The 11,519-nt window shown below is 74.5% G+C and carries 1 protein-coding gene; it reads right to left on the bottom strand.

The genetic code is table 11. The features are described from left to right. Positions 1–11,519: type I polyketide synthase (locus ACZ6O2_RS35725; RefSeq protein WP_466026100.1), on the bottom strand; the 11,519-nt coding region annotated here is incomplete at both ends.

Below are 11,519 nucleotides of genomic sequence, written 5' to 3'. Positions count from 1 at the left end.
GCCTGCGTGAACACCGTCTGATCCAACAACGCCGCCTCGGGCGTGCCCGCCTCGGCGAACAACACCTCCCGCAACGGACGCGGCAGCAACGGATCCAGCCGCGCACACACCTCGTCCAACGCGGTCGCGAACACCGGGAACCCGTCGTACAGCTCCCGGCCCATGCCCGCACGCTGCGCGCCCTGACCCGAGAACAGCACCGCGAGCTGACCGCGTACGGCGGCCGAGCCGGTGACGACAGCGCCGGAAGGCTGTCCCGCGTCGAGGGTCCGGAGCGCGGAGAGCAGGCCGTCCCGGTCGGCCACCACGGCAATGGCACGCTGTTCCAGCACCGGCCGGGTGGTGGCCGAGGACCAGGCCACGTCCAGCGGGCGCGGGGCCTCGTCGGCGGCGAGCCAGCGCGCCCACCGTCCGGCCTGGGCGGCCAGGGCCGCGTCGGACCGGGCGGACAGCAGCACCGGCACCACCGGCGGCGTCTCCCGGACGACGACCTCACCCTCCACCACCTCGGCCGGTGGCTGCTCGATGATCACATGCGCGTTCGTGCCCGAGATACCGAACGACGACACCGCCGCCCGACGCGGCCGATCCACGGCCGGCCACGGCATGGCCTCGGTGGCCAGCGCCACCGCACCGGCCGTCCAGTCGATGTGCGGCGACGGCTCGTCCACATGCAACGTCGGCGGCACCAGACCATGCCGCATCGCCATGACCATCTTGATCACACCGGCCACACCGGCCGCCGCCTGCGTGTGCCCGATGTTCGACTTGATCGACCCCAGCCACAACGGCTGGTCGGCCGGCCGGTCCTGCCCGTACGTCGCCAGCAACGCCTGCGCCTCGATCGGGTCACCGAGGACCGTGCCCGTGCCGTGCGCCTCCACCGCGTCCACATCCGAGGTGGTCAACCGGGCGTTCGCGAGGGCCTGCCGGATCACCCGCTGCTGCGACGGACCATTCGGCGCCGTCAAACCGTTCGACGCGCCGTCCTGGTTCACGGCGGTACCGCGCACGACGGCGTAGATTCGCCGGCCCTCCCGCTGCGCGTCCGACAGCCGCTGCACGAGCAGCACGCCGACGCCCTCGGACCAGCCCGTGCCGTCGGCCGACGCCGCGAACGACTTGCACCGGCCGTCCTGCGACAGACCCCGCTGCCGGGAGAACTCGATGAACGTGCCGGGGGTGGCCATGACGGTCACGCCACCGGCCAGCGCGAGGTCGCACTCGCCGCTGCGCAGCGCCTGCGCGGCGAGGTGCAACGCGACGAGGCTGGAGGAGCAGGCGGTGTCGACGGTGACCGCCGGGCCTTCCAGGCCGAACGTGTACGCCACCCGCCCGGACAGCACGCTGCCGGAGGTGCCGGTGCCGACGTAGCCCTCCACCTCGCCCGGCTGCTCCATCAGGCGGGAGGCGTAGTCGTGGTACATCACACCGGCGAACACGCCCGTCCGGCTGCCCCGCAGCCGCGCCGGGTCCAGCCCCGCCGACTCGAACGTCTCCCACGACGCCTCCAGCAGCAACCGCTGCTGCGGATCCATCGCCAAGGCCTCACGCGGCGAAATCCCAAAGAAGCCGGGGTCGAACTCCGCCGCCCCGTACAGGAAACCACCGTGCCGCGTGTACGACGTCCCGCTGCGATCCGGGTCGGGGTCGAACAGCGACTCGAGGTCCCAGCCCCGGTCGGCGGGGAACTCCGAGATCCCGTCGCCGCCGGTCGCCAGCAACTCCCACAACTGGTCGGGAGACTCCACCCCACCCGGGTAGCGGCAGGCCATGCCCACGATCGCGATCGGCTCGTCGGTGCCGACGATCGTGCCGGCGACCGGGTCGGCGGTCGACTGACGCACCCCGGCCAACTCCGACCAGAGGTGGTCGGCGAGCACTGCCGGGGTCGGGTAGTCGAACACCAGCGTCGAGGCCAACCGCAGCCCGGTGGCCGCGTTCAACCGGTTACGCAGGTCCACCGCGGTCAGCGAGTCGAAGCCCAACTCCCGGAACGCCCGGTCCGCCGGCACCGCCTCCGCCCCGCCGTGCCCCAGCACCTGCGCGACCAGGCCCCGCACCAACACGTCGACCTGGGCCCGGCCCTCGTCCTCGGTCAGTCCGGCGAGCCGGTCGGCCCACCCGCCACCGCCCTGCCCCGCCTGGCGGCGGGTGCTGGTCACGCCGATGAGGGTGCGCAGCACGGCCGGTACGGGACCGCCGGCGGTCGCCGCCCGCAGCGCCGGTACGTCGATCACGGCCGGCACCAGGGCCGCCCGATCCGCCACCAGGGCCGCGTCGAACAGCTCCAACCCGGTCTCGGCGCTCATCGGCGTCAGACCCGCCCGCGCCGACCGCACCCGATCCGCCTCGTCCAGAGACGCCGCCATACCCGCCGTGTCCCACATGCCCCACGCCAGGCTCACCGCCGGCAACCCGAGCTGCCGCCGATACACCGCCAACCCGTCCAGGAACGCGTTACCCGCCGCGTACGCCGACTGACCCGGCGAACCCAACACCCCCGCCACCGACGAGAACACCACGAACAAATCCAGATCCAGGGACGCCGTCGCCTCGTGCAGCCACCAGCCCGCCGACACCTTCGGTGCCAACACGGCCCCGAGCCGCTCCGCGGTGAGCCCCTCGACCACCCCGTCGTCCAGCACGCCGGCCGTGTGCACCACGCCCGCCAGCCGGCCCTCGGCGGTGATGTCGGCGACCAGCGCGTCGACCTGGCCCCGGTCCGTCACGTCACAGGCCACCACCCGCACGGCGGCGCCCGACGCGGTCAACCGCTGCGCCAGCTCGCCAGCACCCGCGGCCTCCATGCCCCGCCGCGACACGAGCACCAGCGACCGTACGCCCCACGACGACACCAGGTGCTCCGCCACGAGCGCACCGAGCGCGCCCGTGCCGCCGGTCACCAGCACCGCGCCGTCACCCAGGTTCGGCGTCCCCGCCGTCACCGTGAGGCCCGCCCGGACCAGGCGGGGCGAGTACACCGCGCCCCTGCGGACGGCCAACTGACCGCCGGTCGTGGCCGGTTCCCGCAGGACGCCGTCGAGCGTGGTCACCAGCGCGGCGTCCAGGTCACCGTCGACGTCCGCGAGGACGATGCGGCCCGGGTGTTCCGACTGCGCCGACCGCAGCAGACCCCACACCGCCGCACCCGCCAGGTCGCTGACCCGATCCTCGTCCCCGACCGAGACCGCGCCCCGGGTCACCACCACCAGCCGCGCATCCGCCAGGGCGTCCGCGGCGAGCCAGGACCGCACCGTCGCCAGCACGTCCGAGGTCACCGCCCGAACCGCATCCGGCGTCCCCACCGCCGATCCGGACGCGGGGAACACCGGAAGCAGCAGCGCCCGAGGGACGGACTCCTCCCCCGCGACCGCCGCCACATCCGGGTACGCGACCAGCCCGACCCGTGCCGCCAGTTCGGCGGGCACCTCCCGGCCGCCCGCCAGCAGCGCCCACCCGGACGTCTCCCCACCGGGGGTGGCCTCCACGGTCGGCCACCGCAGCTCGAACAGCGACCGCGAGGCGGCGCCCGGCGCGGCCACACCGGTCAGCTCCCGCAGGACGAGCGAGTCGACCGACACCACCGGTGCGCCCGTCTCGTCGTACGCCGCCAGCCGCACTCCGGAGCCGTTGCGGGTCAGGCGCACCTGCAGCACGCCGGCGCCCGAGGCATGCACCTGCACGCCCTCGAACGCGAACGGCACCCGCGGCCGACCCGACTCCTGCGAACCCAGCAGCCCGATCGGGTGCAGGGCGGCGTCCAGCAGCGCCGGGTGTACGCCGAACCGGGCGGCCTCCGTCGCGGCGTAGTCCGGCAGGACCACCTCGGCGAACACGTCGCCGCCGCTGGTCCAGGCGCGCCGGAGCCCCTGGAAGACCGGCCCGTACGCCAGGCCGTGCTCCGCCAGCGTCGGGTACCAGTCCGCCAGGTCCACCTCGGACCCGCCAGCGGGGGGCCAGGCGACCATGTCCGGCTCGTCGGCGGTGGACGACTCCAGCACGCCCTCCGCGTGCCGGGTCCAGCCCGCCTCGGGGTCGTCGTCCGGGCGGGAGTACACGGCGACGGTGCGGTGCGCGGAGTCGACGGCCCCGTCCACCCGCACCTGGATCCGCACGCCCCCGCTGCCGGGGACGACCAGCGGGGCGGCCACGGTCAACTCCCGCAGTCGGGAGAGGCCCACCTCGTCGCCGGCACGCACGGCCAGCTCGACCAACGCCGTGCCCGGGACCAGCGTCACGCCGGAGACCGCGTGGTCGGCCAGCCAGGGGTGCGTGGCCAGGGAGATCCGGCCGGTCAGCACTATCTCGTCGTCGCCGGCCAGGTCCACCGTCGCGCCGAGCAGCGGGTGCTCGGCGCGGGCCAGTCCCGCCCCGGACACGTCACCCATCCGCGCCCGGTTTTCGGCGGGCCAGTACCGCTGGTGTTGGAAGGCGTACGTGGGCAGGTCGACCCGCCGCGCGCCGGTGTCGGTGAACCACTGCTGCCAGGTCACCGGCACACCGTGGACGTGCAGCTCGGCGAGCGCGTGCAGCAGCGCGTGTGCCTCGGGCCGGTCCTTGCGCTGGGCGGCGACGGCCAGCACGTCGTCGTCGGGCAGGATGTCCGCCGCCATCGCGGTCAGCACGCTCTGCGGCCCCACCTCCAGGAAGGTGTCCACACCGGCGGCCCGCAGGGCGCTGACGCCGTCGGCGTACCGGACGGCCTCACGCACGTGGCGGACCCAGTAGTCGACCGTGCGGATCTCGTCCGGGTCGGCCAGCGCGCCGGTCACGTTCGACACGACCGGCAGCAACGGCGCGGAGAACGTCAACCCGTCCAGGACCGCACGGAACTCCGCCAGCATCGGCTCCATCAGCGGACTGTGGAACGCGTGGCTGACGGTGAGCCGACGGGTCCGGGCACCCCGGCCCTGCCAGGCCCGCTCCACCGCGTCCAAAGCCTCGACCTCGCCAGAGACCACCACGGCGGCAGGCCCGTTCACCGCCGCGATCCCGACCCGATCCGTCAGCCCGGCGATCGACTCCACCACCGCCGCCTCGTCGGCGGCCACGGCGAGCATCCCGCCGCCGGCCGGCAGGGCCTGCATCAACCGACCCCGCGCCGCCACCAGCGCGCACGCGTCGGCCAGCGACAGCACGCCGGCCACGTGCGCGGCCGTGATCTCACCGATCGAGTGACCGGCCAGCATGTCCGGCACCACACCGAACGACTCCATCAGCCGGAACAACGCCACCTCGACCGCGAACAACCCGGCCTGCGTGAACACCGTCTGGTCCAGCAGCCCGGCCTCCGGGGTGCCCGCCTCGGCGAACAGCACCTCCCGCAACGGACGCGGCAGCAGCGGGTCGAGCTGCGCGCACACCTCGTCGAGCGCGGTCGCGAACACCGGGAAGCGGGCCGCCAGTTCCCGGCCCATGCCCGCACGCTGCGCACCCTGGCCGGAGAAGAGCAGGGCGAGTTGGGCCCGCTGCCCGGCAGCGCCGGAGACGACCGTACCGGCGGGGTCGCCGCTGGCGAGGGAGGTCAGCGCCGCGACCAGATCGTCCCGGTCGACGGCGGCCAGGACCGCCCGGCGCTCCAGCGCCGGCCGGGTGGTGGCCGAGGACCAGGCCACGTCCAGCGGACGCGGGGCCTCGTCGGCGGCGAGCCAGCGCGCCCACCGTCCGGCCTGCGCGGCCAGGGCCGCATCCGAGCGGGCGGACAGCAGCACCGGCACCACCGGCGGCGTCTCCCGGACGACGACCTCACCCTCCACCACCTCGGCCGGTGGCTGCTCGATGATCACATGCGCGTTCGTGCCCGAGATACCGAACGACGACACCGCCGCCCGACGCGGCCGATCCACGGCCGGCCACGGCGTCGGCTCCGTGGCGAGAGCCACCGCACCCGACGTCCAGTCGATGTGCGGCGACGGCTCGTCCACATGCAACGTCGGCGGCACCAGACCATGCCGCATCGCCATGACCATCTTGATCACACCGGCCACACCGGCCGCCGCCTGCGTGTGCCCGATGTTCGACTTGATCGACCCCAGCCACAACGGCCGTTCCGCCGGCCGATCCTGCCCGTACGTCGCCAGCAGCGCCTGCGCCTCGATCGGGTCACCGAGGGTGGTGCCCGTACCGTGCGCCTCCACCGCGTCCACGTCCGCCACGGTCAGCCGGGCGTTCGCGAGGGCCTGCCGGATCACCCGCTGCTGCGACGGACCGTTCGGCGCCGTCAAACCGTTCGACGCACCGTCCTGGTTCACCGCCGTGCCACGCACCACGGCGAGAACCCGGTGCCCGTTGCGCCGCGCGTCCGACAGGCGCTCCACGAGCAGCACACCGACGCCCTCGGACCAGCCTGTGCCGTCGGCCGACGCCGCGAACGACTTGCACCGGCCGTCCTGCGACAGACCCCGCTGCCGGGAGAACTCGATGAACGTGCCCGGCGTCGCCATCACGGTCACGCCACCGGCCAGCGCCAGGTCACACTCCCCCGACCGCAGTGCCTGCGCCGCCAGGTGCAGCGCGACCAGCGACGACGAGCAGGCGGTGTCGACGGTTACGGCCGGCCCTTCCAGGCCGAACGTGTACGCCACCCGACCCGAAAGCACGCTGCCCGACGTGCCCGTACCGACGAAGCCCTCTGCGTCCGGCGGCAGGTCCATCAGCCGGGAGGCGTAGTCGTGGTACATGACGCCGGCGAACACGCCCGTCCGGCTGCCCCGCAGCCGCGCCGGGTCCAGACCCGCCGACTCGAACGTCTCCCACGACGCCTCCAGCAGCAACCGCTGCTGCGGATCCATCGCCAGAGCCTCACGCGGCGAAATCCCAAAGAACCCGGGGTCGAACTCCGCCGCCCCGTACAGGAAACCACCGTGCCGCGTGTACGACGTCCCGCTGCGATCCGGATCCGGATCGAACAACGACTCCAGGTCCCAACCACGATCCGCCGGGAACTCCGAAATGCCGTCCCCACCGGTCGCCAGCAACTCCCACAACTGGTCGGGAGACTCCACCCCACCCGGGTAGCGGCACGCCATGCCCACGATCGCGATCGGCTCGTCGGTGTTGGCGGTGAGCACCGTCGTCCGGCGAGCGGTGATCTGTCCGGAGACCTGCTCGTAGAGGTGGTCGGCGAGCACCGCCGGGGTCGGGTAGTCGAACACCAGCGTCGAGGCCAACCTCAGCCCGGTGGCCGCGTTCAACCGGTTACGCAGGTCCACCGCGGTCAGCGAGTCGAAGCCCAACTCCCGGAACGCCCGGTCCGCCGGCACCGCCTCCGCCCCGCCGTGCCCCAGCACCTGCGCGACCAGGCCCCGCACCAACACGTCGATCTGGGTCCGCGCCTCGTCGGGCGCCAGGCCCGCCAGTTGGTTGGCCCAGTCGCCGCCACGCGCGGCCCGTCGCCGGGACGCCGTCGACCCGATCAGGGTACGCAGCACGGCCGGCACCGGCCCGCCGGTTCCGAGGGCCGCGCGCAGCGCCGGTACGTCGATCACGGCCGGCACCAGGGCCGCCCGATCCGCCACCAGGGCCGCGTCGAACAGCTCCAACCCGGTCTCGGCGCTCATCGGCGTCAGACCCGCCCGCGCCGACCGCACCCGATCCGCCTCGTCGAGAGACGCCGCCATACCCGCCGTGTCCCACATGCCCCACGCCAGGCTCACCGCCGGCAACCCGAGCTGCCGCCGATACACCGCCAACCCGTCCAGGAATGCGTTACCCGCCGCGTACGCCGACTGACCCGGCGAACCCAACACCCCCGCCACCGACGAGAACACCACGAACGAATCCAGATCCAGGGACGCCGTCGCCTCGTGCAGCCACCAGCCCGCCGACACCTTCGGCGCCAACACCCCAGCCAGCCGCTCCGCGGTCAACCCCTCAACCACACCGTCGTCCAACACACCAGCCGTGTGCACCACACCCGCCAGCCGGCCCTCGGCGGTGACCTCACCGACCAGGCCGAACACCTGGTCCCGGTCCGTCACGTCACACGCCACCACCCGCACGGCGGCACCCAACGCGGTCAGCCGATCCGAGAGCTCCGCCGCGCCCGCGGCCTCCAGGCCACGCCGCGACACCAGCACCAGCGACCGCACCCCGTGCACCGACACCAGGTGCTCCGCCACCAACGCGCCCAGCGCACCCGTGCCACCGGTCACCAGCACGGTGCCGTCGCCCACCACGGGACCGTCGGCCGGCACCGGGGTGATCGCACGCACCAGACGGGGCGCGAACACGGCATCCGCCCGCACCGCGAGCTGACCGCCATGTGCCACCGGCTCGTCGGCGACCGCAGCCAGGACGGCCAGCGTCCCGGCGTCCAGGTCGCCGTCCACGTCCGCGAGGACGATCCGGCCGGGGTGTTCCGACTGCGCCGACCGCAGCAGACCCCACACCGCCGCACCCGCCAGATCGGTCACCCGGTCCTCGACCCCGACCGAGACCGCACCCCGGGTCACCACCACCAGCCGCGCATCCGCCAGCACGTCGGCAGCCAGCCACGACCGCACGGTCGCCAGCACGGCCGACGCGGTCTCGCGCACCGCGTCCGGGACGGCGACAGCCGCCGCGTCGACCGGCAGCACCAGCCCCTTCGGCGCGGCCACCTGACCGGCGTCGACGGCCACGACGAGCGCCTCGACGTCCGGGTACGCCGGCAGGTCCACGGAGACCGACGAGCCCACCAGCGCCCACCCGGAGACGTCCCCGGCGGCGGCGATCTCCTCGGCCTGCCAGGTGATCTCGAACATCGAGCGGGCCGCCGCGCTCGCCGTGGCCACGCCGGTCAGTTCGCGCAGCGCCAGCGAGTCGACCGACACCACGGCGGCACCCGACTCGTCACCGGCGACCAGCCGCACCGCCGCGCCCGCGCGCGTCAGGCGCACCCGCAGCACCCGCGCACCCGACGCGTGCACCTGCACACCCTCGAACGCGAACGGCACCCGCGGCCCACCCGACTCCGCGCCCAACAGCAACCCGATCGGGTGCAGGGCCGCGTCCAGCAGCGCCGGGTGCACGCCGAACCGGGCGGCCTCCGTCGCCGCCTCGTCCGGCAGGACCACCTCGGCGAACACGTCGTCCTCGGCGGTCCAGGCCCGGCGCAGCCCCTGGAACACCGGCCCGTACGCCAGACCGTGCTCCGCCAGCGTCGGATACCAACCCGCCAGGTCCACCTCGACACCGCCGACAGGCGGCCACTCCCCCACGCCCGGCTCGTCGACGGACGCCGGCTCCAGCACACCCTCCGCGTGCGGGACCCACTCGGCCTCGGGGTCGCCCTCGGTCTGCGAGTGCACCGCCACGACCCGGTTGCCCGCCTCGTCGGCCGCGCCGACCCGCACCTGCACCCGGACCGCGCCGGTCTCGGGCAGCACCAGCGGGGCGGCGATCGTCAGCTCGCGTACCCGGGACGTGCCCACCTCGTCGCCGGCCCGCACCGCCAGCTCCACCAGCGCCGTGCCGGGCACGACCACCACGCCGGAGACGGCGTGGTCGGCGAGCCAGGCGTGGGTGGCGAGCGACAGCCGGCCGGTCAGCACGGCCATGTCGGCGCCGGCCACCGACACCGCCGCGCCGAGCAGCGGGTGCCCGGCCACGCCGAGGCCGGCGCCGGACACGTCGGCGGTACGCGCCTGCCCCGCGCCGAGCCAGTACCGCTCGTGCTGGAAGGCGTACGTGGGCAGGTCGACCCGGCGTGCGCCGGTGTCGGTGAACCACTGCGGCCAGGTCACCGGGACGCCGTGGACGTGCAGTTCGGCCAGCGCGGCCAGCAGCGCCTGCGGGGCGGGCCGGTCCCGGCGCTGGACGGCCACCGCGAGCGCGTCGTCGGCGAGCAGGTCGGCGTTCATCGCGGTCAGCACGCTCTGCGGGCCGACCTCCAGGAAGGTGTCGACCCCGGCGGCCCGCAGGGCGCTGACGCCGTCGGCGTACCGGACGGCCTCCCGGACGTGGCGGACCCAGTATTCGGCACGGGTGATCTCCTGCGGGTCGGCGAGCGCCCCGGTCAGGTTCGACACGACCGGCACCAGCGGCGCCCGGAACGTCAGCCCCGCCAGGACCGCGCGGAACTCGTCGAGCATCGGCTCCATCAGCGGGCTATGGAACGCGTGACTGACCGTCAACCGGCGGGTCCGGACGCCCCGGTCCTGCCAGGTCCGCTCCACCTCGTCGAGGGCCTCGACGTCACCGGAGACCACCACGGCGGCGGGCCCGTTGACGGCCGCGATGCCCACCCGGTCGGTCAGCCCGGCGATCGACTCCACCACGGCTGCCTCGTCGGCGGCCACGGCGAGCATCCCGCCGCCGGCCGGCAGGGCCTGCATCAACCGACCCCGCGCCGCCACCAACGCGCACGCGTCACCCAGCGACAGCACCCCCGCCACGTACGCGGCGGTCACCTCACCGATCGAGTGGCCGGCCAGCATGTCCGGCACGACGCCGAACGACTCCACCAGACGGAACAACGCCACCTCGACCGCGAACAACCCGGCCTGCGTGAACACCGTCTGGTCCAGCAGCGCCGCCTCGGCCGTGCCCGGCTCGGCGAACAGCACCTCCCGCAGGGGGCGGGGCAGCAGCGGGTCGAGCTGCGCGCACACCTCGTCCAGGGCGGCCGCGAACACCGGGAAGCGGGCGGCCAGTTCCCGGCCCATGCCCGCGCGCTGCGCGCCCTGGCCGGAGAAGAGCACGGCCAGCTGGGCCCGTGCCGTGCCCGCGCCGGTGACCACGGTGCCGGACGACTCGCCGGCGGCGAGGGCGCGCAGCCCGGCCAGCAGCTCGTTCCGGTCCGTCGCGGCGACCACCGCGCGGTGCTCCAGCACGGCCCGGCTGACCGCCGACGACCAGCCGACGTCGACCGGGCGCAGGTCCTCGTCGCCGGCGATCCAGCGGGCCCAGCGGTCCGCCTGCGCCGCGACGGCCACCTCGGACCGGGCCGACAGCAGCACCGGCACCGGCTCGGCGGCGGATTCGTCGCCTCGGGCCGGCCCGTCGGCGCCCCGGGTGGGCTCCGCCTCGGCGGGCGGCTGCTCGATGATCACGTGCGCGTTGGTGCCGCTGACTCCGAACGACGAGATCGCCGCGCGCCGGGGGCGGTTCGCCGCCGGCCAGTCGCGCGCCTCGGTGAGCAGGGAGACGGCTCCGGCGCTCCAGTCGATGTGCGGGGACGGCTCGTCCACGTGCAGCGTCGAGGGCAGCACGCCGTGCCGCATCGCCATGATCATCTTGATGATGCCGGCCGCCCCGGCCGCGGCCTGGGTGTGGCCGATGTTCGACTTGATGGAGCCGAGCCACAGCGGCCCCCGCCCCTGCCGGTCCTGCCCGTACGTCGCCAGCAGCGCCTGCGCCTCGATCGGGTCACCGAGGGTGGTGCCGGTGCCGTGCGCCTCCACGGCGTCCACGTCGGCGGGCGTCAGGCGGGCGTTGGCGAGGGCCTGGCGGATGACGCGCTGCTGCGACGGGCCGTTCGGCGCCGTCAGCCCGTTCGACGCGCCGTCCTGGTTCACCGCGCTGCCGCGCACTAC

The sequence above is a fragment of the Micromonospora sp. NPDC048040 genome (assembly GCF_055587185.1).
This window is presented reverse-complemented; position numbering and strand designations above follow the sequence as displayed.